24 protein-coding genes are annotated in these 23,998 nt (G+C 72.3%); 11 read left to right on the forward strand and 13 right to left on the reverse strand.

Annotation, left to right across the window (positions count from 1 at the left end):
- Positions 1 to 228 precede the first annotated feature (228 nt).
- A complete protein-coding gene (locus tag R3F55_11385) occupies positions 229 to 1,290 on the reverse strand; it encodes a S8/S53 family peptidase (protein ID MEZ5668013.1) in 1,062 nt (353 codons plus the stop codon).
- 269 nt (positions 1,291 to 1,559) lie between these two features.
- Here R3F55_11385 and R3F55_11390 point away from each other — a divergent pair, with 269 nt between their 5' ends.
- Positions 1,560 to 2,360 (forward strand): ankyrin repeat domain-containing protein, encoded by an 801-nt coding sequence (locus R3F55_11390; GenBank protein ID MEZ5668014.1) that lies wholly within the window; start codon positions 1,560 to 1,562, stop codon positions 2,358 to 2,360.
- Between the two features lie 12 nt (positions 2,361 to 2,372).
- Here R3F55_11390 and gshB read toward each other — a convergent pair whose 3' ends face one another.
- From gshB to rsmI, 5 genes are all read right to left on the reverse strand, one after another.
- The gene (gene gshB / locus R3F55_11395) at positions 2,373 to 3,311 is read right to left on the reverse strand and encodes a glutathione synthase (GenBank protein MEZ5668015.1); all 939 of its coding nucleotides are present in this window, start codon (positions 3,309 to 3,311) and stop codon (positions 2,373 to 2,375) included.
- Positions 3,312 to 3,426: 115 nt separating this feature from the next.
- Positions 3,427 to 4,314: a tetratricopeptide repeat protein gene (locus R3F55_11400; protein ID MEZ5668016.1), complete on the reverse strand. Its 888-nt coding sequence runs from the start codon at positions 4,312 to 4,314 to the stop codon at positions 3,427 to 3,429.
- A gap of 53 nt (positions 4,315 to 4,367) precedes the next feature.
- A complete protein-coding gene (locus R3F55_11405) occupies positions 4,368 to 4,676 on the reverse strand; it encodes a BON domain-containing protein (GenBank protein ID MEZ5668017.1) in 309 nt (102 codons plus the stop codon).
- Positions 4,677 to 5,160: 484 nt separating this feature from the next.
- A complete protein-coding gene (locus tag R3F55_11410; GenBank protein MEZ5668018.1) occupies positions 5,161 to 5,382 on the reverse strand; it encodes a hypothetical protein in 222 nt (73 codons plus the stop codon).
- Positions 5,383 to 5,562: 180 nt separating this feature from the next.
- Positions 5,563 to 6,309, reverse strand: coding sequence for a 16S rRNA (cytidine(1402)-2'-O)-methyltransferase (rsmI, locus tag R3F55_11415; protein MEZ5668019.1), 747 nt, complete (start codon positions 6,307 to 6,309; stop codon positions 5,563 to 5,565).
- A gap of 135 nt (positions 6,310 to 6,444) precedes the next feature.
- Here rsmI and R3F55_11420 point away from each other — a divergent pair, with 135 nt between their 5' ends.
- Positions 6,445 to 7,653, forward strand: coding sequence for a penicillin-binding protein activator (locus R3F55_11420; protein ID MEZ5668020.1), 1,209 nt, complete (start codon positions 6,445 to 6,447; stop codon positions 7,651 to 7,653).
- Positions 7,654 to 7,672: 19 nt separating this feature from the next.
- Positions 7,673 to 8,296 (forward strand): glutathione S-transferase family protein, encoded by a 624-nt coding sequence (locus tag R3F55_11425; GenBank protein MEZ5668021.1) that lies wholly within the window; start codon positions 7,673 to 7,675, stop codon positions 8,294 to 8,296.
- A 93-nt stretch (positions 8,297 to 8,389) separates the two neighbouring features.
- On the opposite strand, the gene hemW is transcribed toward R3F55_11425, so the two are convergent.
- The 3 genes from hemW to rph all read right to left on the reverse strand — a co-directional run bounded on the left by hemW (position 8,390) and on the right by rph (position 11,057).
- Entirely contained in the window at positions 8,390 to 9,586 is a 1,197-nt protein-coding gene (hemW, locus tag R3F55_11430; GenBank protein MEZ5668022.1) for a radical SAM family heme chaperone HemW, read from the reverse strand.
- Between the two features lie 4 nt (positions 9,587 to 9,590).
- The gene (locus R3F55_11435; protein ID MEZ5668023.1) at positions 9,591 to 10,211 is read right to left on the reverse strand and encodes a non-canonical purine NTP pyrophosphatase; all 621 of its coding nucleotides are present in this window, start codon (positions 10,209 to 10,211) and stop codon (positions 9,591 to 9,593) included.
- A 105-nt stretch (positions 10,212 to 10,316) separates the two neighbouring features.
- Positions 10,317 to 11,057, reverse strand: a complete 741-nt coding sequence (gene rph, locus R3F55_11440; GenBank protein ID MEZ5668024.1) for a ribonuclease PH — start codon at positions 11,055 to 11,057, stop codon at positions 10,317 to 10,319.
- 184 nt (positions 11,058 to 11,241) lie between these two features.
- Here rph and hrcA point away from each other — a divergent pair, with 184 nt between their 5' ends.
- The 4 genes from hrcA (at position 11,242) to R3F55_11460 (ending at position 14,787) form a co-directional block, all read left to right on the forward strand.
- On the forward strand, positions 11,242 to 12,354 hold the full coding sequence (gene hrcA, locus R3F55_11445; GenBank protein MEZ5668025.1) for a heat-inducible transcriptional repressor HrcA: 1,113 nt from the start codon (positions 11,242 to 11,244) through the stop codon (positions 12,352 to 12,354).
- Between the two features lie 80 nt (positions 12,355 to 12,434).
- Entirely contained in the window at positions 12,435 to 13,076 is a 642-nt protein-coding gene (gene grpE / locus R3F55_11450; GenBank protein MEZ5668026.1) for a nucleotide exchange factor GrpE, read from the forward strand.
- A 164-nt stretch (positions 13,077 to 13,240) separates the two neighbouring features.
- Positions 13,241 to 13,906, forward strand: coding sequence for a hypothetical protein (locus R3F55_11455; protein MEZ5668027.1), 666 nt, complete (start codon positions 13,241 to 13,243; stop codon positions 13,904 to 13,906).
- A gap of 479 nt (positions 13,907 to 14,385) precedes the next feature.
- Entirely contained in the window at positions 14,386 to 14,787 is a 402-nt protein-coding gene (locus R3F55_11460; GenBank protein ID MEZ5668028.1) for an adenylate/guanylate cyclase domain-containing protein, read from the forward strand.
- Here the strand turns inward: R3F55_11460 and R3F55_11465 are convergent.
- Entirely contained in the window at positions 14,765 to 15,586 is an 822-nt protein-coding gene (locus R3F55_11465) for a class I SAM-dependent methyltransferase (GenBank protein MEZ5668029.1), read from the reverse strand. The genes R3F55_11460 and R3F55_11465 overlap by 23 nt on opposite strands.
- An 834-nt stretch (positions 15,587 to 16,420) precedes the next feature.
- Between R3F55_11465 and dnaK the strand changes: the two genes are divergently transcribed.
- Both dnaK and dnaJ read left to right on the forward strand, forming a co-directional pair.
- Positions 16,421 to 18,346 (forward strand): molecular chaperone DnaK, encoded by a 1,926-nt coding sequence (dnaK, locus tag R3F55_11470; GenBank protein MEZ5668030.1) that lies wholly within the window; start codon positions 16,421 to 16,423, stop codon positions 18,344 to 18,346.
- Positions 18,347 to 18,525: 179 nt separating this feature from the next.
- Complete coding sequence (dnaJ, locus tag R3F55_11475; protein ID MEZ5668031.1) at positions 18,526 to 19,692, forward strand: molecular chaperone DnaJ; 1,167 nt, start codon at positions 18,526 to 18,528, stop codon at positions 19,690 to 19,692.
- A gap of 63 nt (positions 19,693 to 19,755) precedes the next feature.
- On the opposite strand, the gene R3F55_11480 is transcribed toward dnaJ, so the two are convergent.
- Positions 19,756 to 20,022 (reverse strand): hypothetical protein, encoded by a 267-nt coding sequence (locus R3F55_11480; GenBank protein ID MEZ5668032.1) that lies wholly within the window; start codon positions 20,020 to 20,022, stop codon positions 19,756 to 19,758.
- A gap of 96 nt (positions 20,023 to 20,118) precedes the next feature.
- Here R3F55_11480 and R3F55_11485 point away from each other — a divergent pair, with 96 nt between their 5' ends.
- A complete protein-coding gene (locus R3F55_11485) occupies positions 20,119 to 21,039 on the forward strand; it encodes a LysR substrate-binding domain-containing protein (GenBank protein ID MEZ5668033.1) in 921 nt (306 codons plus the stop codon).
- Between the two features lie 196 nt (positions 21,040 to 21,235).
- Complete coding sequence (locus tag R3F55_11490; GenBank protein MEZ5668034.1) at positions 21,236 to 21,625, forward strand: hypothetical protein; 390 nt, start codon at positions 21,236 to 21,238, stop codon at positions 21,623 to 21,625.
- 12 nt (positions 21,626 to 21,637) lie between these two features.
- On the opposite strand, the gene R3F55_11495 is transcribed toward R3F55_11490, so the two are convergent.
- Both R3F55_11495 and R3F55_11500 read right to left on the reverse strand, forming a co-directional pair.
- Positions 21,638 to 22,420, reverse strand: coding sequence for a class III extradiol ring-cleavage dioxygenase (locus tag R3F55_11495; protein ID MEZ5668035.1), 783 nt, complete (start codon positions 22,418 to 22,420; stop codon positions 21,638 to 21,640).
- Between the two features lie 590 nt (positions 22,421 to 23,010).
- Complete coding sequence (locus tag R3F55_11500) at positions 23,011 to 23,907, reverse strand: LysR family transcriptional regulator (protein ID MEZ5668036.1); 897 nt, start codon at positions 23,905 to 23,907, stop codon at positions 23,011 to 23,013.
- Positions 23,908 to 23,998 lie beyond the last annotated feature (91 nt).

Here is a 23,998-nt window from a genome sequence, read left to right on the forward strand (position 1 = left end):
CGCGGCGCCAGCGCGGAATGGCGGGTCGCGGGGCGGGTCGGTTCCCAGGATGCCGTTGCAGGTCGCGGATCGGTGCGTCCTTCGAGACGGCGCGCGGTGCGCGCCTCCTCATCCTGAGGAGTTTCGGTGCGGCGGCCGCAGGATCGCCGCGGCGCTTTCGCGCCTCGCGATGACGGCTTCCGTCATCGCGGGCCGCCGCGAGGCGGCGCGGCAATCCGGGCGCGCCGGCTACAGGTGCATGGCGGCGGCGTCGGGTTGGGCGCGCTTCAGCCTGTCCGGCTTCGGCCAGGCGGGAAAGGTGTTGAGCACGCCGGGGAACTGGACGACGGCGCCGTCCTGGCCGGTGCCGCGCACGGTCTTGGCGTTGCGCTTGAGCAGGGCGCGAAACAGCTCGACCCGCCGCCAGCCGTCATAGCCTTTCCTGGCGAGGTCGTCGGCGAAGCGGCGCACGAACAGGGCGGCCAGGCCGGCGACGACGGCGGTGGCGTAGGACGTGCCCTCGCCCCAGTCGTAGCGGTAGGTCGCGGTGCCGTTGTCGGGCGGCGCGGCCTGGGCGCGCCACACCGCGGCACCGGGGGCCCAGATGTCGGGCCGGGCGCCGGACGGGCGATAGGTCCAATAGGGCCAGTTGCCGGGACGGATGCCGCCGGCGCTGACCGTCTGCGGATATTTGCCGGGATAGACCACCTCGCTGATCACCTGGCCGGCGGCGGCGACCACGATGACGCCGTTGTCGTAGGCGTGGTCGACCGCCTCGCCCATCGCCTGCCAGCCGAACAGGCTGCCCAGGCTGATCGAGATCACCGGGCACTCGTTCTGGTCGACCGCATGGCGGATCGCCTTGGCGACGTTGGTGCCCTCCGGCTCCAGCAGGGTGCCGCCGGGCAGGTCCAGCACGCTGCGGTTGGTGACGCGATAGGGGATCAGCGGCACCTTGGGCGCGACGCCGAGATAGCCCTGCTGCGGGTCGAAGCCGGCCAGCGTCGAGCCGGTGCGGGTGCCGTGCCCGCGCACGCCGAAGGTCTCGGCATAGTCCATCGGGTCGCGCGGGTCGTCGCTGCCGGGGTCCATGTAGTTGCGGCCCAGCTTCGGGTGCACGCTGCCCAGGGTCGCCGGGTGCAGGGTATAGCCGTGGTCGACTTGGCCGACCGTGACGCCGGCCCAGTCCCAGCCGGCGATGCGGGCCCAGTCGGGGTTGGCCGGGTCGACCGCCGCGCCGCCGAACACCATCTGCCAGGCGCGCGGCACGCCGGCGGTGGTCAGGAACCAGGTTTTCGCGGGCGCAGGCAATCGTGCATCCTCCCGGTGTGGAATGCGGCGTCATGGTTGCGCCGCGACCCTATCATGCACGCGCAGTGGGGCATGGGCGAGGGCCCGGCGGCTGTGGCCTTTGCCACGCGGCACGCGCTTCCACGCCGGGCGATCCGGCCCGGTGCGCGCAGGCGGCTGGACATGCCGGCCAACGTCGATCACCCTCGCCGCGCGGCTGAGACCGGAGGCGCCGGCTGTCGCCAATGCAACCGCCGCGCCCAGTCGGGACAACCAGCGGGAGGCTATTCATGCGACGAACGATCAAACCTCGCGGCGTCGTCGCGGCGTGCCTGCTTGCGATGCCGGCCTTCATCGCCGGCGGCAAAGGCGCGGCGGCCGGCGCGTTGCATGACGCCGTCGCGGCGGGCGATGCGGCGGCACTGGCCGCGCTCATCGACGACGGCGCACCCATCGACGAATCCGACGGGGTGTCGGGCTCGGCGCTGATCGTCGCCGTCACCCGGGGCAGCACCGAACTGGCCGCGGTCCTGATCGACCGCGGCGCCGACGTGGAGGCGCAGAGCGTGCAGCGGGACTATCGCCCGCTCCACCTCGCCGCGGACCGCGACGACGTCGCCATGCTGCAGTTGCTGCTCGACAGCGGCGCCGACATCGAGGCCCGCTCCGCCCGCGGCGAGACGCCGTTGTTCATGGCTGCCGGCGGTGCCCGCCTGGAGGCGCTGCGCCTGCTGATCGCCAGCGGCGCCGAGATCGACGGGCGGGTGCCCGGCCCCGAATGGACGCCGCTGATGATGGCGGCGATGATCACCAGCCCGGAGACGGTGCGCATGCTGGTCGAGGCCGGCGCCGACGTCGACGCCCGCGACCAGACCGGCGACACGGTGCTGATGCTCGCCACGGCGCCGCTGACCTGGCACTCGGCCGGCTCCGACGCGATCGTCGCGATCCTGGCCGAGGCCGGCGCCGACCTCGACGCCGCGGACCGCAACGGCATGACCGTGCTGGATCGCGCCATGGCGCGCGCGGCCGAGGACGACGCCTATGTGCCGCTGGTCGCGCAGCTGCAGGACCTCGGCGCGACGCAATAGCGGGGACGACGGCTACAGCCGCGCCTCGATCGCGTCCCAGATCTGCGCTTCCAGGCTGACGCCGTCGAAGCGGTCGATTTCCTGCAGGCCGGTCGGGCTGGTGACGTTGATCTCCGTCATATAGTCGCCGATCACGTCGATGCCGACGAAGATCAGCCCGCGTTCCTTCAGCACCGGGCCGATCGCCGCGCAGATCGCGTGCTCGCGGGCGGTGATCGCGGTCTTCATCGCCTTGGCGCCGGCGTGCAGGTTGGCGCGGGCCTCGCCGGCCTGGGGCACCCGCAGCACCGCGCCGGCGGCGCGGCCGTCGACCAGGATGATGCGCTTGTCGCCGCCGCGCACGGCCGGCAGGTAGCGCTGCACGATCACCGGCTCGCGGTAGATCTGGGTGAACAGCTCCAACAGTGCGTTCAGGTTCTCGTCGTCGGGGCCGATATGGAACACGCCGGCGCCGCCGTTGCCGAACAGCGGCTTGACGATGATGTCGCGGTGCTCGGCGCGGAATTCCTGGATCGCGGCGCGGTCCGAGGTGATCAGCGTCGGCGGCATCAGCTCCGGGAAGTGGGTGACGAACAGCTTCTCCGGCGCGTTGCGCACATGCACCGGGTCGTTGACCACCAGGGTCTGCGGGTGGACGTGCTCCAGCAGGTGGGTGGCGGTGATATAGGCCATGTCGAACGGCGGGTCCTGGCGCATCAGCACCACGTCGGCGTCGGCCAGCGCCAGCGTTTCCGCCGCGCCGAGGGTGTAGTGGTCGCCCTGCACCCGGCGCACCGCCAACGGGCGGGCCCGGGCGGTGACCGTGCCGTGGTTCAGCGACAGGTCGCGCGGCAGGTAGTGGTAGAGGCGGTGGCCGCGCCGCTGCGCCTCCAGCGCCAGCACGAAGGTGCTGTCGGCGTTGATGTCGATGGCGTGGATCGGGTCCATCTGGATGGCGACGACTAGGCTCATGCGGGTCTCGTGCGGTTGGGCGGGTTGGCGCGCATCTATGCCACGTCCGCGGCTGCGGCAGAAGGTGGTGCGGGCGGCGGGGCGGGTCCAGCCGGTCGCGACAGCGGGCGGCGGCTCAGTTCAGGCGCTGGCGCAGCTTCTGGATCAGCGCGGCGGTGAGGTGGCGGCGCGAAGGCTGGTCGTCGCAGCCGAGCGATTCCTCCAGCGTCATCAGCGCGGCGCGCAGGTTGCCGAGCTCGGCATGCAGCATGCCCATGTCGCGCCAGGCGGCGGCATCGTGCGGGTTGAACCAGGTCACCGCCTCGGCGGCCAGCAGCGCCGGCTCGAACGCACCCTGGCGCACCAGCCGGGTGCGCAGGTTGTTCTGCAGCCGGGTCAGGATCGCGCGGTTGCCGGCCGGCGCGAACAGCGCGGGCGACAGCTCCGCCTCCGGCCCCTGCATGCGCTTGGCCAGCGCGCGCAGTTCGTGCGGCTGGCGCGGCGCGCCGCCGTCGAACGGGTCGAGGATGGCGCGCCCGCCGGCGCCGTCGAGCGCGACCAGGAAATGGCCGGGGAAGCCGAGGCCGTGGATCGGCCAGCCCAGCGCGCGGCCGACGTGCAGATACAGGATCGCCAGCGTGATCGGCAGGCCCTTGCGGCGGTCGATCACCCGGATCAGGCTGGCGTTGGCCAGGTCGTCATAGGTCTCGGCGTCGCCGGAGAAGCCGTAGTCGCCGGCGATCGCGCCGGCCAGCGCCGCGGCCCGGTCGCTGAGGCCGAGCGCGTTGCGGCCGCCCACGGCCGCGGTCATGTCGGCCAGCAGGGCGCGATAGGGGTCGAGGTCGGCGCCCGGCTGCAGCAGCAGCGCGATGTGCAGCGCCGCCTCGGTCAGGTCGATGGCGTCGTCGTCGAGGCTGCCGAGCGCGCGCAGATGGTCCCTGGCCCGCGGGTCGACCGCGCCGTCGCGATCCCAGTCCTGCCCCGGCCCGTTCCGCCCCGGCCCCACCCCCCCCGGGTAGACCATGCCGCGGGCGCCGCTTCCTTCCGAGGCCGGCCCGCGGCCTGGCGCGCCCCTCGCTACGGCTCCGGTGCGGCCGCGTCCGCGCGCACACGCACATGGCTGACCACGCCGCGCACATAGGGCGTGTTGCGGGCGTGGGCGATCACGCGGTCCAGTTCCCACGCGCTGCGCGCGACGCCCATCAGATAGACCACGGCGTTGTGGGTCAGCACCCCATAATTGACCGCCTTGATTCCGCTGTCGAACAGCAATGATTCCAGCCGCTGGCTGATGATGGTGTCCTGGAACGTTGAGTTCGCCGCGGGGCCGACCGACAGCTCGTCATGAACCGCGACCACGCCGGGCACCGCGGTGGCCAGGCGCACCGCCTCTCCGCCTGGTCCGCCTCGGTCGGCACGCCGCGACCAGTAGCACGGCGCGGCCCTCGCGCACCATGGTGGCGACCGGCCGGTTCGCCGGCCTCGTCGAGGAAGGCGCGGTTGACCGCCAGCTGTGAAGCCGGTGTCGTTGAAGGTGCCGTCGATGCCGCGGTCCTCGAACGCCGCCAGCCTCCGACGCGGGCGCCGGCGCCGACCACCATCGAGGCCGGGCTGCAGGCGCCGAGCAGGCGGCGGCGGCCAGCACCAGCTCCTGGCCAGCATGGCGCTGACCCCCGCACTGCTGCTGCTGCCCCACGGGCGCGATCGCGGCTGCCATCGCCAACGTCCTGGCCGGCGTCGGCCAGGGTGGCGGGCAGCCGGCCCGGCACGATGGCGACGACGTCGAACTGACCGCGAGCGGCGAGGTCGGCCCGGCGGCCGAGAAAGGCGCCGCGGCCGCCAGCCGGCTCGCTGGCGCAGGTCACCGCCGTCAGCGCGCCGTCGGCGTCGCCGCGCTGCTTGACCTCGACCACGGCCGCACGCCGCCGCGGCGCGGCGACCAGGTCGATCTTTGGCCGGCGGGGGTGCGCACGTCGGCGGCGACGATGGCATAGCCCTTCAGCCGCAGCCACCAGGCGGCCAGCCGCTCGGCGCGCAGGCCGCGGCGGCGGGCGGCCTGGCGCAGCTGCCGGTCCGCGCCCGCCATGGTCATCGCGCCGTGCCGGCGCCGGCGAAGCGGCGGGCCAGCGCCCGGCCGTAGACCCGGCGCCGCGGCAGGCCGCGCGCGCGGCGACCGCGTCGGCGGCATCGCGCACGCTCATGGTGGCAAGCGCGTCGTCGAGGCGCGGTCGACGGCGGTGTCGTCGGCTCGCCGCGGCCGGCGCCGGGCCGATCACCAGCACCACCTCGCCGCGCGGCGGCCCGGCCTCGCGCATAGTGGGCGGCCAGCGCGGCCAGCCCGCCGCTGCGCACCTCCTCGTGCAGCTTGGTCAGCTTCGCGGGTAGATCGCGGCCGGCCGGTCGCCCAGCCGGGCGGCCAGCAGGGCGAGCGTGTCCGGCAGCCGGCGCGCGGCCTCAGCACCAGGCTGCCGGGTGCGGCCGCCAGCCGGTCGAGCAGCGCGGCGCGGCCCGACGCCTTGGCCGGCAGGAAGCCGGCGAAGGTGAAGGCGTCGGTGGGCAGCCCGGCCAGGCTCAGCGCCGCCATCACCGCCGACGGGCCCGGCGCGCAGTGGACCGGGATGCCGCGCTCGCGCGCCTCGACCACCAGCCGGTAGCCGGGGTCGGAGATCAGCGGGGTGCCGGCGTCGGAGACCAGCGCCAGCGTTTCACCGGCGGCGAGGCGCTGCAGCAGCCGCGGCCTGACTTTCGCCGCATTGTGCTCGTGATAAGGGGCGGTCGGGGTGGCGATGGCGTAGTGGCGCAGCAGCACGGCGGTGACGCGGGTGTCCTCGCAGGCGATCAGGTCGGCATGGCGCAGGGTGTCGAGCGCGCGCAGGGTGATGTCGCCCAGGTCGCCGATCGGCGTCGCGACCAGGTGCAGGCCGGGCTCGGGAAGGCGGCGCGGCGCCCGGCCGGCGGCCGCATCGCCGGGCCCGGCGGCGGGATCCGGCGGCGGGGTGCGGCGTTTACTTCCCGGCATGGCGCCGATAGGCTCGGCCCCGACGGCCGGGAGCGGCTGAAACAGACGATTCGCGCGGCGACATGAGCGTGATATTAGCATGATCCCCCCACGCACGACCCCCTGCGTGACCGGTACAGCGAAGGAGAGCGCGCAATGACGGCGATGGCCAGCGGACGGACGGTGACAGAGGCACTTGCGCGTCTCGCGCGCTGGACGGCGCTTGGGCTCGGGCTGGCCGCGCTGGCCGCGTGCCAGGGCTCGCGCCAGCAGACCGGCGGCCCCGCCGGCCCGACCGGTCCCCTGCCCGCCATCGGCGCGCCGACCGCGCTGGCCACCCCGGACGCGTTCGGCGACGGCGTCACCACGGTGGCGATCCTGGCGCCGCTGACCGGCGCCGACGCCGCCATCGGCCAGCAGCTGGTCAACGCCGCCCAGATGGCGGCGGTGGAGCGCGGCGGCCAGAACTTCGTGCTGATCGCCAAGGACACCCAGGGCACGCCGACCGGCGCGGCGGCGGCCGCACAGCAGGCGATCCTGGAACGGGCCGACATCATCATCGGGCCGCTGCGCTCGCAGAACGTCGCCGCGGTCGCGCCGATCGCCGCGCAGGCGGGCATCAACGTCGTCGCCTTCACCACCGACGCCACCGTCGCCGGCCCGAACGCCTTCGTGCTGGGCCTGACGCCGGAGGGCGAGGTGGAGCGGATCCTCAGCTATGCCGCGCGCCAGGGCTCGTCGGTCATCGCCGCGCTGGTGCCGCAGACCGCCTATGGCTCGGTCGCGGCCAACGCGCTGCAGGCGATCGCGCCGCGCGTCGGCCTCGCGGTCGGGCCGATCCAGGTCTACAACCCGACCGATTCCGATCATACCCCGGCGGTGCAGTCGCTGCAGTCCGGCGGCTTCGACACGCTGTTCGTGCCCGGACGGCGGGGCCAGCCTGGCCCGGGTGATGCCGTTCGTCGCCTACTACAACGTCGACCGCGGCCGGCGGGTGCTGGGCACCGGCCAGTGGCTGGACGCGAACACGCTGACCGACCCGTCGACCAACGGCGGGCTGTTCGCCACGCGTCGACCAGACCCTGCGCGACGCCTTCTTTCGCCAAGTACCAGAGCGCCTATGGCACGGCGCCGTCGCTGGTCGCCGGCCTGGCCTACGACGCGGCAGCGATGGCGGCGGAGCTGGGCCGCGCCAACAATTTCTCCGGCGCGGCGATCGCCAACCAGAACGGCTTCGGCGGCGTCTACGGCGCCTATCGCTTCGGCGCCGACTCCGTTGCCGACCATGCGCTGGCGGTGCTGCAGGTCGCCAATGGCGGCTTCGTGGTGATCGACCCGGCGCCGACCAGCTTCGTCGGCTTCTGACCGGTCGCCGGCGCGGCGCATGCAGCTCTACGGCCGCAAGCTCTGGGGCTCGATGCTGATCGAGCCCCAGCTCGACTGGTACGGCATGGCCTATGACTTCGTGCCGGTCGGCGACCTGCTGGCCGCGCCGGAGGCGCGGGCGCAGATCCTGCCGCTCAACCCGGTCGGCCAGATCCCGATCCTGGTGCTGGATTCCGGCGTCGTCATGACGGAATCGGCGGCGATGACGCTGCATCTGGCCGACCTGGCCGGCAGCGACGACCTGGTGCCGGGCCCGCAGGCGGCGGAGCGCGCCGCCTTCCTGCGCTGGCTGACCTTCCTGGTCGCGACGCTGTATCCGGCCTATTTCTACGGCGACGATCCGGCCCGCTTCGTCGCCGACGAGGCGGCGCGCCCGGCCTTCCGCGCGGCGACCGACGCCCATCTGCAGCGGATGTTCCGCATCGTCGACGCCGCCGCCGGCACCCCCTGGTTCCTCGGCGAGGGGCTGTCTGCGCTCGACATCTTCGTCTGCTGCATGACGCGGTGGCGGCCGGGGCGTGACTGGTTCGCGGCCGAGGCGCCGCGGCTGCACGCCATCGCGCTGCGCGCCGACAGCCACCCGCGGCTGCTGCCCGCCTGGCAGCGCAACCTGGCGCCGTAGCGGCCGCCGCTGCGCATCCTGTGTCCTCAAGGACGCAGACTGGCTGCTCTAAGCTATCATGACCGATAAACATTTCTCCGATCGGCGGTTGATCTAGCCGACCAGATAGGCGAGCACCGCGTTCAGCCGCTTGGCGCCCTGGGCGGTGGCGCGCAGCGCGGTGTCGTCGTCGACGAGGTCGCCGGACGCGACCAGCCGCGCGATGCGGTCGGCCGGCAGTGCGTCGGCCAGCGTCCGGCCGGTATTGGCCGCGAAGCGGGCCTTGTCGATCCCGGCGGTCAGCCTCAGCCCCATCATCGCCGCCTCCTCCGCCGCCGCATCCGGCGCGACCGGGTCGCGCAGCCGCTCGCCATGGCCCTGGCCGGCGACCGCGTCGGCCCAGGCCTCCGGCGCGCGGATCGCCTCGGTGGCGATGCGGGCGGCGTCCCCGCCGGGCGGCGCCGGCAGACGGCCGTGGGCGCCGGGGCCGACGCCGACATAGGCGTCGTAGCGCCAGTAGGTCAGGTTGTGCCGGCATTCCGCCCCCGGCCGGGCGTGGTTGGAGATCTCGTAGGCCGGCAGGCCGGCCGCCGCCAGCGCCTCCAGCGTGGCGTCGTACAGCGCCTCGCCGGCGGCCTCGTCCGGTATGGCCAGCCGGCCCTGCGCGAACGCGCGGGCGAAGGCTGTGCCCGGCTCGATGGTCAGCTGGTAGACCGAGAGGTGGTCGCCGGCCAGCGCCAGCGCCTCGCCCAACTCGCGCCGCCACGCCGCCACGGTCTGGCCGGGCCGGGCATAGATCAGATCGAAGCTGAAACGATCGAAGGTGCGCGCGGCGATCGCAAGGGCGGCCCGGGCCTCGGCGGCGTCGTGGCGCCGGCCGAGGAAGGCGAGCGCGGCGTCGTCCAGCGCCTGCACGCCGATCGAGACGCGGTTGACGCCGGCGGCGCGATAGCCGGCGAAGCGCCCGGCCTCGACCGAGTTCGGGTTGGCTTCCAGCGTGATTTCAAGGCCTTGCGCCACCGGCCAGCGTGCGGCGACGCGGTCGACGATCCGCGCCACCGCGGCTTCCGGCAGCAGCGACGGCGTGCCGCCGCCGAAGAACAGGCTGGTGACCCTGCGCCCTGCCGTTTCGTCAGCGTAACGATCCAGCTCGCGCAACAGCGCCGCGACGAACGTTTCGGTGTCGATACGGTCTCGGACGTGGCTGTTGAAGTCGCAATAGGGGCATTTGGCGACGCAGAACGGCCAGTGGACATAGATGCCGAGCGGCTCGGCCAACAGGTCCGGCCGGGGCGCCGCGGCGCCGCGCATCGGCTCAGGCGTCCGACACCGCGGCCAGGAAGGCGCGGATGGCGCGGCCGCGGTGGCTGATCGCCTGCTTGGCGGCGAAGGGCATCTCGGCGAAGCTGCGGCCGGCGGCGGGATCCTCGCCCTCCGGCACGAACATCGGGTCGTAGCCGAATCCGCCGTCGCCGCGCGGCGGCCATACCAGCGTGCCGTCGACCCGGCCCTCGAACACCTGCTCGCGCCCGTCGGGCAGCGCCAGCACCACGACCGAGATGAAATAGGCGTCGCGCGCCGGCCCGGCGGCGCAGACCGCGCGGTTGAGCCGGTCCATCGCCATGGCGAAGTCGCGCGCCGGCCCGGCCCAGCGGGCGGAATGGATGCCCGGCGCGCCGCCGATCGCCGGCACCACCAGGCCGGAATCGTCGCCGACGGCGGCCAGCCCGGTGGCGTCGCGGGCCGCCTCGGCCTTCAGCCGGGCGTTGGCGACAAAGCTGTCGCCGGTCTCCTCCGGCTCCGGCAGGCCGCGCTCGCCGGCGCTGGTCACCGGCACGCCGAGCGGCGCGACCAGGTCGCGCATCTCGACCAGCTTGCCGGCGTTGTGGGTGGCCAGCACCAGACCGTCGCGCAGGACTTCGAGGACGTTTCGCATCTGCAACAAACCTTCTGCCGGACCGGCTCGATCGTTTCGCAATCGAAACCGGATCGGCGGGGATCGTTTCGACGTCGAAATCGTGTCGGCGGCGGGCGGGTCCGCCTAGCCGCCGATGACCAGCCCGCCGAGCGCGGCGCGCTGCAGCACCACCAGCTTGCCGACCGCGCCTTCCGCCATCGACAGCATGGTCGACAGCACCTGGCGCGGGAACGGCGCGGATTCGGCGGTGCCCTGCACCTCGACGATCAGCCCGCCGGCGGTCAGCACGAAATTGGCGTCGGCGTCCGCGGTCGAGTCCTCGGCATAGTCCAGGTCCAGCACCACCTCACCGCCGACCAGGCCGCAGGAGATCGCCGCCACATGGTCGCTGATCGGGATGCGGTCAAGCGCCCTGGCCTCGACCAGCTTCTGGAAGGCCAGCGCCAGCGCGACGAAGCCGCCGGTGATGGCGGCGGTGCGGGTGCCGCCATCGGCCTGGATCACGTCGCAGTCGATCTTGATCTGCCGCTCGCCCATGCGGTTGAGCTCGGTGACCGAACGCAGGCTGCGGCCGATCAGCCGCTGGATCTCGAGCGTGCGGCCGCCCTGCTTGCCGCGCGAAGCCTCGCGGTCGGTGCGGGTGTTGGTCGCGCGCGGCAGCATGCCGTACTCGGCGGTCACCCAACCCTGGCCGCTGTTGCGCAGGAACGGCGGCACCCGCTCCTCGGTCGAGGCGGTGCACAGCACATGGGTGTCGCCGAAGCGCGCCATGCACGAGCCCTCGGCGTGCTTCGACACATTCGGCTCGAGCACGATGCGGCGCAGCGCGCCGGCTTCGCGGCCCGACGGGCGCTTGCTGGTCATTGGGCCGCCTCTGCCACCGTTCCCCCGCTTTGCTGTTCGGTCGGCGGCACGCTACCCCGCCGCCCGGCGGGCGTCTACCGCGCCGGGCGGCGCTTCCGGAAAAAGCCGCCCGGGGCGCGGCGTTGACGCACCTCCGCCGCTTGCCTACATAGCCTGCAGTCAACCGGGGGCGGCAGAACGGACCATGGACAGGCCGGACGAACGGTGCAGCGGCGGGATCGGACGGTCCGGCTTCGACGCGATCGACAGCCGGTCGCGCGACATCCTGCGCCACATCGTGGACGCCTATGTCGAGACCGGCGCGCCGATCGGCTCGCGCACCATCTCGCGCTCGATGGGCATGCGGCTGTCGCCGGCGACCATCCGCAACGTGATGGCCGACCTCGAGGAGGCCGGGCTGCTCTATGCGCCGCACACCTCGGCAGGGCGGCTGCCGACCGAGGCGGGGCTGCGCCTGTTCGTCGACGGCATCCTGCAGGTCGGCCAGCTCGGCGACCAGGAGCGGGCCAGCATCGAGGCCAGCTTCGGCGGCGAGAACCGCTCGCTGCAGTCGGCGTTGGAGGATGCCTCGCAGATGCTGTCGGGGCTGGCCGCCTGTGCCGGGCTGGTGATGGCGCCGAAGCAGGAAAGCCCGCTGAAGCATATCGAGTTCGTCAGCCTCGGCCCCGGTCGCGCGCTGGTGATCATCGTGCACGAGAACGGCCAGGTGGAGAACCGGGTCATCGACCTGCCGCAGGGCCTGCCGCTGTCGGCGCTGGTCGAGGCGACCAACTACCTCAATGCCCGGCTGGGCGGGCGCACCCTGGGCGAGGCGCTGAACGACATCGAGGCCGAGCTGACCAGCGACCGGGCCGAGCTCGACGCGCTGAGCGCCAAGGTGGTGGCGGCGGGCCTGGCCTGCTGGACCGACGACGGCAGCGACGACGGGCTGCTGATCGTGCGCGGCCAGGCCAACCTGCTGGAGGACGTCACCGCGCTCGACGACCTGCAGCGCATCCGCCGGCTGTTCGACGCGCTGGAGCGCAAGCGCACGATCCTGGAGGTGCTGCGCCAGACCGGCGACGCCGAGGGCGTGCGCATCTTCATCGGCGCGGAGAACGAGCTGTTCAGCCACGCCGGCTGCTCGCTGATCATCGCGCCGTTCCGCAACAGCCGGGCCCAGGTGGTCGGCGCCATCGGCGTGATCGGCCCGACCCGCCTGAACTATGCCCGCATCATTCCGGTGGTCGACTACACCGCCCAGGTCATCGGCCGGCTGATGCCGGGCGGGGCCGCCATGCAGGACGTCGACCGCTAGCCACAGCCGACCCACGCCGCCCCGCACCGCGCCAGCAGGCCTGCGGGCGCCGGGGCCAACGATACAGGATCGAAGCGACCATGACCGGACAGGACAGGCCCGACCCGACCCCCGAAGACACCGCCGCGCCGCAGCAGGACGGCGAGCCGGCGCCGGTGGAGCCGGGCCAGGCCGCGGCCGCCTATGCCCGCGCCCAGGGCGCGACGGAGCCGGCGGCCGACGCCGGCGCCGCACCCGAGGGCGCCGCCGATGCCGAGGCGCTGGCCGCGCTGGCGGCGGAGAACAGGGACCTGCGCGAACAGATGCTGCGCACGTTGGCCGACATGGAGAACCTGCGCCGGCGCACCGCGCGCGAGAGGGAGGACGCGGGCAAGTTCGCCATCTCCAAGTTCGCCAAGGACCTGCTCAGCGTGGCCGACAACCTGCAGCGCGCGCTGCAGGCGATCCCGACCCACGGCGCGGACGACGACGACCTGATGCGCACGCTGGCCGAGGGCGTGTCCGCGGTCGACCGCGAGCTAGCGGCGGTGCTGGAGCGCAACGGCGTCAGCGCCATCGACGCGCTGGGCCAGCCGTTCGACAGCAACCTGCACGAGGCGGTGATGGAGCAGCCGAGCGCCGAGCATCCGGCCGGCCACGTCGCCCAGGTGTTCCAGACCGGCTATCTGCTCAACGACCGGCTGCTGCGTCCGGCGATGGTGGTGGTGGCGAAGGCGCCGTAGCGCTGCGGCCGGAGACGCGCCGACGCATCGGCCCGACGAACCGACCGGCTGACCAGACTGCGCGTTGAACCAAGCCCGCAGCCGGCGCGACCGACAACGGCGAAGAGCAACAAGCGAGTCCGCCAGGCAAGATATCGGGCCGGCGCGGCCGGAGGAGGCACGTCTTGCTGGGGATCGAACCGGCACGGACCAGGTGGGGCACCAGGCTTGCCCTGGTCGCTGCCGTCGGCGCGGTAATGTGGGCATACGGGCCGAGCCCGGATTCATTGAAGCGTGACATCGCGGTCGGGCCGACGGCGGACGATCTGCGCCACGACATCTATGGCGGCAGCCGCCCCGAAACGGTCGCCGACGTTGGCGCGATTCTGTCCATCCTGGAAACGCACCCGTGGGTCTGTGTCGACCCGGCAGTCGACGGCAGCTGCGGCCGGCTCGAGCAACTGTCCGCAGAATCGCCCGGCGCGCTCACCGCGACGACGCAGGTGGTGATGTCCTGGCATGGCATGACAGCCTTCGTCGAAGGGACCGTAGCACAGCGGGTTACGGACATCGGCTTCTGCGCGCCGGCACGCGCCGGTTTCGAGAATGTCACCGTGGACGGCCCAGCCGCCCTGGAGGACCGGATCGCCGAACAGATGGATTTCCTGGCGGATGTCTATGACGAAGCCGGCGAGCTGCTGTGTACGCTGTACGCTCCACCGCAATACGACGCCGCGAGCGATAGCTTCGCGTCTTTCCAGTATGACGCCTTGGATTCGGGCTTCGCCACCGAGCCCTTGCCGGTCCGCTTCCTTGCGGCCCCGCCAGCATTGCGGCCGCGTGAACTGTGAGGCGCCGGCGGGTCCGGCTGGCAGCCTCGTTGCCATGCGCACGAACGGGTGCAGTCGGGTCCCGCGAAGCGGGCCGGGCTCTTGCGGGCTGCACGTGCAAGTCGAATGAACCGCAAGGCGCGGAGCGCCGGTCACGCTCGCCCACGGCGCATCGGCCTTCGCATCACCGGCCACGACGTGCGACAACCACTTGGGGGCGCGGCAATTCCGCCATGGTGATCGAGAATTCGGAGGGCCCGCTCACGACCCCGTCGTTGGTGGCGTTCCCGGACGCCGGCGTGCGGCTGTGCGCCAGCTTGGCTCAGCCGCGACGTGGCGCTGCGCGCAACGTCAACGAGTTCCTGCAGCGCTTCTCGCTGCGTGGCGACCACTGCGCGCGGCCCGTGCCCCCGTCGGGCGGGCCGCCGTCGCCCCGGGTAGACGGTGCCGCCGGGCATTCATAGGAACGCGGTCCCGTCCGCGCCTCTGCAGAGGGCTCCATGTCAGAGGCACGCGTCCAGCGTCGGCTTGGGGCGATCGTCGGCGCCGACGTGGTCGGCTGTTCCGGCATGATGGGCCGCGACGAGGCGGGCACGCTGGCGCGGCAGAGGGCGCTGCGCGCCGAGCCGATCGACCCGAAGGTCGTGGATCTTGGCGGCCGGCCGGTCGAGACCTCCGGCGACGGGCTGCTGATCGAGTTTCCCAGCGCGGTGGATGCAGTCGCCTATGCGCGCGATGTCCAGCGCGGGCCTGAGCAGCGCTACCGCGACGTGGCCGTAGACCCGGCGATCCGGCTGCGAGTCGGGATCAATGTCGGCGACGTCATCGTCGACGACGACGGCCACATCGATGGCGACGGCATGAACGTCGCCGCCCGGCTCAGCCGCCCGCATTCTCCATGACCATGACGAAACCGAGCGGCGGCTTGGTCGGGCTGCGCTCCAGGTCGCTGCAGAACATCGAGATGTCGTAGTCGAGCTCCTTGAAGCTTTCCAGGCGGAGGCCGTTGCCGAGTCCCGCCATCAGGATCTCGTCGAGCCGATGCATGAAGCTGAAGCAGGGCTTCGCGGCGTAGGCGGTGCCGCCGTAGTAGTCCAGGCCGCCGGTCTCTTCCCAGATCTGCCGGGCGAAGTACGAATAGGCGACCGTCGAGACGCCGGTCGCGGGATTCGGCTCGTACATCAGCAGGACCGGGTGCATTTCCTCCATGACCAGACGGCCGCCCGGCTTCAGCAGGCGACGAATGACCCCGAAGAAGGCGTCGATATCCGGCATCCAGCCGACCACGCCGATCGTGGTCAGCACGATATCGAAGCAGCCGTCGAGTGCGGCGGGCAGATCGTAGATGTCGGCGCAGACGAACTCGACGTCGTCCGCGACCCCGGCCGCTTCGGCGAACTGCCTGCCGTGCGCCAGGAATTCCTCGGCGGCATCGACGCCGACACAGCGCGCCGCCCCCATGTTGCGCAACGACACGGTCTCGCGCCCGTTGTTGCAGGCGAGCTGGATGACGGCCTTGCCTTCGACGCCGACCCGCCTCAGCGCCTCGAGGATATCCCGTGTGAAGGTGACGCGACCGGGATGCGCGAACGCGTCGAGCAGACGCGCGTTGTTGTGCGCGGCGTGGAAGTGCGGTGCCGCCTGTTCCAGGCCGCCCGGTTGGCGGCGGTATACTGTCTCGCGATTTCGGCATCTTCGCAACCGGCGCAGGTTTCCCATGGCGCATAGGCTGTGCTTTTTCCAATCGGTCAACGCCTTTGGCCCTGCCCGGACGAACGCTCTGACCGGGGCCCTGGCCTCGCGGCCTGCCCTGAAGGGTGTCTGCGGCGGAGGGAGCGGTAGCCCTGCCGGCCGCCGGTTTCAATGCCGCCGACGCCGTGCCGGCCGGCCTGTCGCGCGCTGGCGGGCGACGACGAATGCGCCGGTCAGCACGATGCCAAGGGCGATATCGAGCAGGACGCTCTATGTCTCTGCCGCTGGAGCCGCCAGGAGCAGCGTGCCGCGGCCGCCGATCTGCCGAGCGTAGCCGCCCTTAGGGTCCGCGACTGAACAATGCGGATCGCGAACAGGGACCAGCAGCACGATGAGGGCCACGCTCTCGACCACGGTGCGGAAATGCGCCGGCCGGCGGCGCGACCGCGCGATGGCGAGGGCGACGCCGGCAACGATCAGGCCGACGATCCAGGGTGCCGCGGCACAGCCGAGCGCACGGCCCAGCCGGTCGTGCCGGCCAGCGCACCGAGCGCGTCGTAGCGACATAGGCCAGGCCGGCGGTGAGCGCGGCCAGCAGCAGCGTGAAGGCGTTTCGCATGCGCATATCGGCGGTTCGGCTGCCGCGCCGATTCGGTGCACGGCGGTTGCGGCTGTCGGAGTCGGACCCTATATACGAGCCAATGCCGGCGCGAAAAGGGCGAACCGCGCCCGCTTGCCGGCACTTTCGTCCACTGCGCGCGGCCGCGCGCGACAACCACATGGGGGCCTCGAACGGCGCCGTCGAACGGGCCGTAGCAGAGCCTGCCGCAAAGGGGTGTGACCATGAGCAAAGTGATCGGCATCGACCTCGGCACGACGAACAGCTGCGTCGCCGTGATGGACGGCAAGGATGCCAAGGTGATCGAGAATTCCGAGGGCGCGCGCACGACCCCCTCGATGGTGGCATTCTCGAATTCCGGCGAGCGGCTGGTCGGCCAGCCGGCCAAGCGCCAGGCGGTGACCAACCCGAAGTCGACGCTCTATGCGATCAAGCGGCTGATCGGCCGGCGCTATACCGACCCGGTGATCGAGAAGGACCGCGACATCGTCCCCTACGAGATCGTCAAGGCCGACAATGGCGACGCCTGGGTGCGTGCCGCCGACAAGACCTACAGCCCCAGCCAGATCAGCGCCTTCATCCTGCAGAAGATGAAGGAGACCGCCGAGGCCTATCTCGGCGAGGAGGTGACCAAGGCGGTCATCACCGTGCCGGCCTATTTCAACGACAGCCAGCGCCAGGCGACCAAGGACGCCGGCAAGATCGCCGGGCTGGAGGTGCTGCGCATCATCAACGAGCCGACCGCGGCCGCGCTCGCCTACGGGCTTGAGAAGAAGAACAGCGGCACCATCGCGGTCTACGACCTCGGCGGCGGCACTTTCGACGTGTCGGTGCTGGAGATCGGCGACGGCGTGTTCGAGGTGAAGTCGACCAACGGCGACACCTTCCTCGGCGGCGAGGACTTCGACAAGCGCATCATCGACTACCTGGCCGACGAGTTCAAAAAGGAGCAGGGCATCGACCTGCGCGGCGATTCGCTGGCGCTGCAGCGGCTGAAGGAAGCGGCCGAGAAGGCGAAGATCGAGCTGTCGTCCTCGAACCAGACCGAGGTCAACCTGCCGTTCATCACCGCCGACCAGTCCGGCCCGAAGCACCTGAACATCAAGCTGACCCGGGCCAAGCTGGAGGCGCTGGTCGACGACCTGATCCAGCGCACCGTCGGCCCGTGCAAGGCGGCGCTGAAGGATGCCGGGCTGAAGGCGAACGAGATCGACGAGGTGATCCTGGTCGGCGGCATGACCCGCATGCCCAAGGTCATCGAGACGGTGAAGCAGTTCTTCGGCCGCGAGCCGCACCGCGGCGTCAACCCGGACGAGGTGGTCGCGATCGGCGCGGCGATCCAGGCCGGCGTGCTGCAGGGCGACGTCAAGGACGTGCTGCTGCTGGACGTGACCCCGCTGTCGCTGGGCATCGAGACGCTGGGCGGCGTGTTCACCCGGCTGATCGACCGCAACACCACGATCCCGACCCGCAAGAGCCAGACCTTCTCCACCGCCGAGGACAACCAGAACGCGGTCACCATCCGCGTGTTCCAGGGCGAGCGCGAGATGGCGGCGGACAACAAGCTGTTGGGCCAGTTCGACCTGGTCGGCATCCCGCCGGCGCCGCGCGGCATGCCGCAGATCGAGGTCACCTTCGACATCGACGCCAACGGCATCGTCAACGTCTCGGCCAAGGACAAGGGCACCGGCAAGGAGCAGCAGATCCGCATCCAGGCCTCCGGCGGCCTGTCCGACGCCGACATCGACCGCATGGTCAAGGAGGCCGAGGCGCACGCGTCGGAGGACAAGGAGCGGCGGTCGCTGGTCGAGGCCCGCAACCACGCCGAATCGCTGGTCCACCAGACCGAGAAGAACCTGGCGGAATATGGCGACAAGGTTCCGGCCGCCGACAAGGCGGCGATCGAGGCCGGCGTGGCCGACCTGCGCCAGGCGCTGGAAGGCTCCGACAAGGCTGCGATCGAGGCCAAGACCCAGGCGCTGGCCCAGCTGGCCATGAAGCTGGGCGAGGCCATGTACAAGACCGAGGAGGGCGCCGGCGACGGTGCCGCCGCCTCGGCCGAGGGCGGCAGCGCCGAAGGCGACGACAAGGTCGTCGATGCCGACTTCGAGGAAGTCGACGACGACGACCGGAAGAACGCGGCCGGCTGATCGCGGCTGGCGAATCACGGCACCGGGCCGGGCCTGCATGCCGGGAACCTCCACCATCATCGCCGGAGTCCGGCCCCGCGACCTGAATGCGCCCCGTCCGCCGCGGCGGGGCGCCCGGGTGCGCGGCGGCCGGGCCGGCCACGCGGCCGCGCGGCGGGCGCGGCGCTGAGGGCGCAGCCATGGCAAAGCGCGACTACTACGAGGTCCTGGGTGTCGCCAAGGGGGCCGGCGCGGCCGACCTGAAGGCCGCCTATCGCAAGCAGGCGATGAAGTTCCATCCCGACCGCAACCCGGACGACCCGGAGGCGGAGCGGAAGTTCAAGGAAGTCAACGAGGCTTACGACGTCCTCAAGGACGACGAGAAGCGCGCCGCCTACGACCGCTTCGGCCATGCCGCCTTCGAAGGCCCCGGCGCCGGCGGCGCGGGCGCCCGCGGCTTTTCCGGCGAGTTCAACTTCGGCTCCGGTTTCGCCGACTTGTTGGACGAGTTGTTCGGCGACTACATGGGCCGCAGGGGCGGGCGCGGTGCCGGCGGCGGCCGCCGCGCCGGGCGCGGCGCCGACCTGCGCTATGCCATGGAGATCACGCTGGAGGAGGCCTTCGCCGGCAAGCAGGCCTCGCTGCGGGTGCCGTCGTCGGTGAAGTGCGACAGCTGCGGCGGCAGCGGCGCCGAGAAGGGCTCGTCCACGGTGAACTGCTCGACCTGCGGCGGCGACGGCCGGGTGCGGGCGCAGCAGGGTTTCTTCACGGTGGAGCGCACCTGCCCGGCGTGCCAGGGCGCGGGCCAGGTGATCGAGAAGCCATGCAAGGGCTGCAGCGGCAGCGGCCGCCAGCAGAAGGAACGCCAGCTGTCGGTCAACATCCCGGCCGGCGTCGAAGACGGCACCCAGATCCGCCTGTCGGGCGAGGGCGAGGCCGGGCTGCGTGGCGCCGCCAGCGGCGATCTCTACATCTCGCTGTCGGTGCGCCCGCACGCCTTTTTCCGGCGCGAGGGCGCCGACATCAGCTGCACCGTGCCGATCACCATGGTCGACGCCGCCCTCGGCGGCGCCATCGAGGTGCCGACCATCGATGGCGGCCGCGCCAAGATCAACCTGCCGCCGGGCACGCAGAACCAGCAGACCTTCCGCCTGCGCGGCAAGGGCATGTCGGTGATGCGGTCGTCGGCCCGCGGCGACATGTACATCGACATCCACGTCGAAACGCCGGTCAACCTGTCGCCGCGACAGCAGGAGTTGCTGCGCGAGTTCGAGGCGGAGGGCGGCGCCAAGCGCAGCCACAGCCCGCAGTCGGCCGGCTTCTTCAGCAAGGTCAAGGAGTTCTGGGAGGACCTGACCGACCGCTGACGTACCTCGGTGGGCTTCTCACCGAACGCCCCGCCGGCGCGCGCCGCCGTTCAAATCTCCCGGTCAGCAGGCGGCCGGTGCCGCCGCGCCGGCCGCAACCGCACGCCCGCGGTCGTGTCGCCGTGCCGGCGCCGTTGCGCAGACGCATGCGTCGCCGGGGTCGATCGCCCGCGGATCGAACGGCAGGTCGGCCAACTGGTCGGCCGTCATCGCACGCAGTGCCGGGTGGGCCAGCGGGTCGCTGCACCAGCAGCGGCAGGCGTCGTGCCGCCGCCGCCCGCCGTGCGGCCTGGACCGGCCGCGGGCGAAGATCTTCAAGAAAATCTGCATGGCGGCGAATCCCCGAACCTGTGATATCGGGAGATATCGGCTCTTTTGCCGTACCGACAAGCGAGATTGGCTGTTGGCAGGTTCAGGAAAACTGAAGTGAAGGCCCTGTCGCGCGTCCACCTCAACGGCCTGCGTGCGCTGGAGGCGACCGGCCGACTCGGTTCGCTGCAGGCGGCGGCGGACGAACTCGGCGTCTCGCCGGGCGCGGTCAGTCAGCAGGTCGGCAAGAGCGAGTCCCAGCTCGGCCGCGCCGTGTTCCGGCGCACGCCGCGCGGGCTGGTGCCGACCGCGTTCGGGTCGACCGTGCTGGCCCGCCTGACCGCCGGGTTCCGCGAGCTGGAGCGGGCGGTGGCGCTGGCCGACATCCGCGCCGAGGCGGTGCTGACCGTCAGCGTGCCGCCGGTGCTGGCCGCCAAGTGGCTGGTGTGGCGGCTGGCGCATTTCCGCGCGGCCAACCCCGACCTGCAGGTGCGGATCGAGGCGACGACCGAGCTGGCGGCGCTCGACGGCTCCGACATCGACCTGGCGATCCGGCTGGGGCGCGGCGGATGGCCCGGGGTACGGGCGGAATGGCTGATGGATCAGGAGGTCTTTCCGGTCTGTACGCCGGAACTGGCCGGCAAGATGAAGACGCCGCGCGGCGTGCTGTCGCTGCCGGCGCTGATCGACGCCAACGCGCGCTTCGGCTGGGACCTGTGGCTGGCCGAGGTCGGGCTGGCCGGCCAGCCGATGAACAGCGGCTACACCTTCACCGACGCGGCGCTGTGCCTGGATGCCGCCATCGCCGGCCAGGGGCTGATGCTGGCCTGGCCGACGCTGGCCTGCGACGCCATCGCGCGCGGCTGCCTGGTCGCGCCGTTCCGCGAGCGGGCGCGCACCGGTCACGGCTACTGGCTGGTCACGGCCGGGGACGAGCGCGAGTCGGCCAAGGTGGCGCGGTTCAAGGCCTGGGTGCGACAGGAGATGGCGGAGACCGCGGCGCTGTTCGCGACGGCGGTGCCGGAACGCCCCGCCTGAGGCCGGTCGGCCGATGGCCGCGCCAGGGGGGTTGCGAAGGCCCTTGCCGGCCGCCACGGACTGGACGAACAATCGGCGGCGCCCCGTGCGGCCGGACGGCGGCAGCCGCAGCCGGCCTCGCAGGGTTCGCGACCGTCCGCCGTATCAGACGCCCAGGCCGCGGCGTTCCCGCGGCCCTTGTGGAAGGAAAATGTCGATGAGAAGCCTGACGCGTCTTGTCTCCGTCGCCTCCCTGCTTGCCGCGGTCGGCCTGTCCGTCCCGGCCATGGCCGAAGAGCCGGCCCAGTTCAACCCCGAGGACGGCGTGTCCAGCGCCACGATCCGGGCGCAGGGCTTCCAGCTGCAGCTGACCGACGGCACGGTGGTGAAGCTGATCGGCGCCAGCATGCCGCGGCGGCCGAACCAGGACTGCCTGGTCCACATCCCGAGCGTGCGGCTGGCCGTCGAGCGCGGCATCCGCGCCGGCACGCTCGGCCCGATCGGCACGGCGGCGCAACAGATCAACCTGCAGGCGCTGCAGGACCCGAACACCGGCGAGGTGTGGTGCCGCGGCGCCGGAACGGGCTGCGCGATCATCATCCAGTAGCGGCCGCGCCGCTCAGGCCGCGGCGTCGAAGCGATAGCAGTCCATCGCCAGCGCGCCGTATTCGAGGCTGGTGTGATCGCGACGGCCGGGTTCGCCGTCGTCGGCGGCGCCGACGGCGGCGAACAGCGGCAGCAGGTGCTCCGGCGTCGGGTGGTTGGCGCGCGCCGACGGCGCCCGGGTCCAGTCGCGCAGCGCCGCATCGTCGCGGGCGGCCAGCGCGCCGGCCAGCCAAGCCGCGAAGTCGGCGACCCAGGCGGGTGCCGTTCGGGCCCGGGGGTCGAGCGCGCCCAGATTGTGCGTCGCGGCGCCGCTGGCCAGCACCAGCACGCCGTCGTCGCGCAGCGGGCGCAGCGCCCGGCCGACGGCGATGTGATGGGCGGCGTCGCGCCGGGGCTGGATCGACAGCGGCACCACCGGCACGTCGGCCTGCGGCCAGGCCAGGATCAGCGGCACCCAGGCGCCGTGGTCGAGCCCGCGCACCGGGTCGGGCGCCGGGTCCAGCCCGGCGGCGGCCAGCAGCTCGAGCGCCCGCGCCGCCACCGCGGCATCGCCGCGGGCGGGATAGCGCATGCGGTAGAGCGCGTCGGGGAAGCCGCCGAAGTCGTGGATGGTCTCGAACGCCGCCGCGGTACCGACCAGCGGGCGCTGGCTGCCCCAATGGGCCGACAGCACCAGGATCGTCCGCGGCCGCGGCACGGTCGCCGCCAGCCCGCGCAGATAGCGGCTGGCCGGGCTGTCCTCGACCGCCAGCATCGGCGACCCGTGGGAGACGAACAGGACCGGCGGTCTCGGCATCGGCTTGCCCCGGTTGCTGCGCGCCGCAGGCTGCGGACGCGCCTGCCGCTCTATGTACCGCGCCCGCGCCGGAGGCAACGGCTGACGCGTCGGTGCGTCCTTCGAGACGCCGGCCTGCGCGGCTCCTCAGGATGAGGGGCTGGGCGTGGCGGCGAGGATCGGTGCGGGCAGTGGCGCAGTGCGCCCTCGAGACGCCGCGGGGCGGCTCCTCAGGATGAGGTGGGCTGGTGCGTGGCGGCAACGGCGGGCCGGGATAGCAGTGCACCGCGGCGCCGCTCGCCATCCCGCCGTCGATGGCGCCCCGACGCTCCTCGATCCTGAGGAGGCCGCCGGCAGGCGCCGTCTCGAAGGACGCAACGGCCTGCCGGCGCGCCGTCGATGGCGCTCTCCGACGCCTCATCCTGAGGCCGCCGGCAGGCGGCCGTCTCGAAGGACGCAAGCCTCCGCGCGCCGTCGATGGCGCCCCCGACGCTCCTCATCCTGAGGAGGCCGCCGGCAGGCGGCCGTCTCGAAGGACGCAACGGCCCTGCCGCGGCGCGCCGTCGATGGCGCCCGCACGCGGCCGGAGGCGCAGCCCGGCAGGCCGCCGCTCAGAACGGCGTTTCCGGAATGCGGCTCAGCAGGAAGTCGCGGAAAACCTGCAGGCGGGCGGAGTTGCGCAGCTCGGACGGGTAGACGAAATAGGCGTCGTAGCTGGGCCCGTCGATGGTGGGCAGCACGCGGACCAGGCCGCTGACCGATTCGGTGATGAAATCTGGCAGGCCGGCGATGCCGATGCCGCTCGCCACCGCCCGGCCGATGGCATAGATGTTGTTGATCTCCAGCACCGGCGTGCGCGGCTGGGTGTCGTCGCGGCCGACATAGAGCGCCCAGTTGATGTCGTTGACCGGCGGCCGGCGCGAAAAGCCGTAGGCGATCATGCGGTGGCGGTCCAGGTCTTCCGGCCGCTCCGGCGCGCCGTAGCGGTCGAGATAGGGCCGGGCGGCGTAGACGTGGGTGTGCACGGTCATCAGCTTGCGGCGGACCAGGTCGCCCTGTTGCGGCTGGCCGAGCCGCACGGCGCAGTCGGCCTCGCCCATGCCGAGGTCGACGTCGCCGTCGTCGGCGATCACGGTGACCCGGATTTCCGGATAGCGGTCGATGAAGGCCTGGATGCGCGGCGCCAGCCACGAGGTCGCCAGCGCCAGGGTGCAGGTGATGCGCAGCGTGCCGACCGGCGCCGCCTTGCTGTCGGTCAGCGCCCGTTCGGTCGCCGCCAGCTTGCCGAACACCTCGTGCACGGTGGCATAGAGCCGCTCGCCCTGCTCGGTCATGATCAGGCCGCGCGCATGGCGGTGGAACAGCGGCACCGACAGGCTTTCCTCCAGCGCGGAGATCTGGCGGCTGATCGCCGACTGGCTCAGCTTCAGGGTCTGGCCGGCATGGGTGAAGCTGCCGGCCTCGGCGACGGCGTGGAAGACGCGCAACTTGTCCCAGTCAAGCGCCATGGCGCGTTGTTCCGTTCGTTTCGGCCACCCGCGGCGGGGGCCCTGGCGGGCCGGAGCGCACGCTCCGGCGGGGGGCGGGCCGGAGCGCGGG

The sequence above is a fragment of the Alphaproteobacteria bacterium genome (assembly GCA_041396705.1).
In the GTDB taxonomy this organism is placed as follows: Bacteria; Pseudomonadota; Alphaproteobacteria; order CALKHQ01; family CALKHQ01; genus CALKHQ01.

Bases quoted from the DNA above. Each gene is read 5' to 3' on its own strand.
- R3F55_11435 (MEZ5668023.1), bottom strand. From the start codon at position 10,211: ATGCGAAACGTCCTCGAAGTCCTGCGCGACGGTCTGGTGCTGGCCACC.
- R3F55_11390 (MEZ5668014.1), top strand. From the start codon at position 1,560: ATGCGACGAACGATCAAACCTCGCGGCGTCGTCGCGGCGTGCCTGCTT.
- R3F55_11400 (MEZ5668016.1), bottom strand. From the start codon at position 4,314: ATGGTCTACCCGGGGGGGGTGGGGCCGGGGCGGAACGGGCCGGGGCAG.
- hemW (MEZ5668022.1), bottom strand. From the start codon at position 9,586: ATGCGCGGCGCCGCGGCGCCCCGGCCGGACCTGTTGGCCGAGCCGCTC.
- R3F55_11420 (MEZ5668020.1), top strand. From the start codon at position 6,445: ATGACGGCGATGGCCAGCGGACGGACGGTGACAGAGGCACTTGCGCGT.
- R3F55_11425 (MEZ5668021.1), top strand. From the start codon at position 7,673: ATGCAGCTCTACGGCCGCAAGCTCTGGGGCTCGATGCTGATCGAGCCC.
- R3F55_11480 (MEZ5668032.1), bottom strand. From the start codon at position 20,022: ATGCAGATTTTCTTGAAGATCTTCGCCCGCGGCCGGTCCAGGCCGCAC.
- dnaJ (MEZ5668031.1), top strand. From the start codon at position 18,526: ATGGCAAAGCGCGACTACTACGAGGTCCTGGGTGTCGCCAAGGGGGCC.
- hrcA (MEZ5668025.1), top strand. From the start codon at position 11,242: ATGGACAGGCCGGACGAACGGTGCAGCGGCGGGATCGGACGGTCCGGC.
- R3F55_11495 (MEZ5668035.1), bottom strand. From the start codon at position 22,420: ATGCCGAGACCGCCGGTCCTGTTCGTCTCCCACGGGTCGCCGATGCTG.
- R3F55_11500 (MEZ5668036.1), bottom strand. From the start codon at position 23,907: ATGGCGCTTGACTGGGACAAGTTGCGCGTCTTCCACGCCGTCGCCGAG.
- R3F55_11410 (MEZ5668018.1), bottom strand. From the start codon at position 5,382: ATGACCATGGCGGGCGCGGACCGGCAGCTGCGCCAGGCCGCCCGCCGC.
- rsmI (MEZ5668019.1), bottom strand. From the start codon at position 6,309: ATGCCGGGAAGTAAACGCCGCACCCCGCCGCCGGATCCCGCCGCCGGG.
- grpE (MEZ5668026.1), top strand. From the start codon at position 12,435: ATGACCGGACAGGACAGGCCCGACCCGACCCCCGAAGACACCGCCGCG.
- R3F55_11460 (MEZ5668028.1), top strand. From the start codon at position 14,386: ATGTCAGAGGCACGCGTCCAGCGTCGGCTTGGGGCGATCGTCGGCGCC.
- gshB (MEZ5668015.1), bottom strand. From the start codon at position 3,311: ATGAGCCTAGTCGTCGCCATCCAGATGGACCCGATCCACGCCATCGAC.
- R3F55_11490 (MEZ5668034.1), top strand. From the start codon at position 21,236: ATGAGAAGCCTGACGCGTCTTGTCTCCGTCGCCTCCCTGCTTGCCGCG.
- dnaK (MEZ5668030.1), top strand. From the start codon at position 16,421: ATGAGCAAAGTGATCGGCATCGACCTCGGCACGACGAACAGCTGCGTC.
- rph (MEZ5668024.1), bottom strand. From the start codon at position 11,057: ATGACCAGCAAGCGCCCGTCGGGCCGCGAAGCCGGCGCGCTGCGCCGC.